Origin of the sequence: Massilia sp. HP4, from assembly GCF_005222695.1 — a bacterium.
GTDB lineage: Bacteria > Pseudomonadota > Gammaproteobacteria > Burkholderiales > Burkholderiaceae_D > Telluria.
Genome location: NZ_STGG01000029.1, coordinates 1 through 1,371, shown reverse-complemented (window position 1 = coordinate 1,371; position 1,371 = coordinate 1). Strand labels below are relative to the sequence as shown.

General features: G+C 51.3%; 1 rRNA gene. It reads left to right on the top strand.

The window, feature by feature from the left end:
* Positions 1–1,347, top strand: a 23S ribosomal RNA gene (locus E8M83_RS11765); the annotation flags it as partial.
* Positions 1,348–1,371 lie beyond the last annotated feature (24 nt).

The window sequence follows — 1,371 nt, the reverse complement described above, 5'->3', positions numbered from 1 at the left end:
GAAGCAATCGGAAGTGGTTCCAAGAAAAGCCTCTAAGCTTCAGTCATACGAGACCGTACCGCAAACCGACACAGGTGGGCGAGATGAGTATTCTAAGGCGCTTGAGAGAACTCGGGAGAAGGAACTCGGCAAATTGGTACCGTAACTTCGGGATAAGGTACGCCCTAGTAGTTTGACCACTTTACTGTGGAAGGATGAACGGGTTGCAATAAAATGGTGGCTGCGACTGTTTAATAAAAACACAGCACTCTGCAAACACGAAAGTGGACGTATAGGGTGTGACGCCTGCCCGGTGCTGGAAGATTAAATGATGGGGTGCAAGCTCTTGATTGAAGTCCCAGTAAACGGCGGCCGTAACTATAACGGTCCTAAGGTAGCGAAATTCCTTGTCGGGTAAGTTCCGACCTGCACGAATGGCGTAACGATGGCCACACTGTCTCCTCCCGAGACTCAGCGAAGTTGAAATGTTTGTGATGATGCAATCTACCCGCGGCTAGACGGAAAGACCCCATGAACCTTTACTGTAGCTTTGCATTGGACTTTGAATCAATCTGTGTAGGATAGGTGGGAGGCTTTGAAGCGGACACGCCAGTGTTCGTGGAGCCATCCTTGAAATACCACCCTGGTTCATTTGAGGTTCTAACCTTGGTCCGTTATCCGGATCGGGGACAGTGCATGGTAGGCAGTTTGACTGGGGCGGTCTCCTCCTAAAGTGTAACGGAGGAGTTCGAAGGTACGCTAGGTACGGTCGGACATCGTGCTAATAGTGCAATGGCATAAGCGTGCTTAACTGCGAGACCGACAAGTCGAGCAGGTACGAAAGTAGGACATAGTGATCCGGTGGTTCTGTATGGAAGGGCCATCGCTCAACGGATAAAAGGTACTCTGGGGATAACAGGCTGATTCCTCCCAAGAGTTCATATCGACGGGGGAGTTTGGCACCTCGATGTCGGCTCATCACATCCTGGGGCTGTAGCCGGTCCCAAGGGTATGGCTGTTCGCCATTTAAAGTGGTACGTGAGCTGGGTTTAAAACGTCGTGAGACAGTTTGGTCCCTATCTGCCGTGGGCGTTGGAAATTTGAAGGGGGCTGCTCCTAGTACGAGAGGACCGGAGTGGACGAACCTCTGGTGTACCGGTTGTCACGCCAGTGGCATTGCCGGGTAGCTAAGTTCGGAAGAGATAACCGCTGAAAGCATCTAAGCGGGAAACTTGCCTTGAGATGAGATTTCCCGGAGCCTTGAGCTCCTTGAAGGGTCGTTCGAGACCAGGACGTTGATAGGCTGGGTGTGGAAGTGCAGTAATGCATTAAGCTAACCAGTACTAATTGCCCGTAAGGCTTGTCCCTATAACCTTGGTAGTCCGAGGTTGA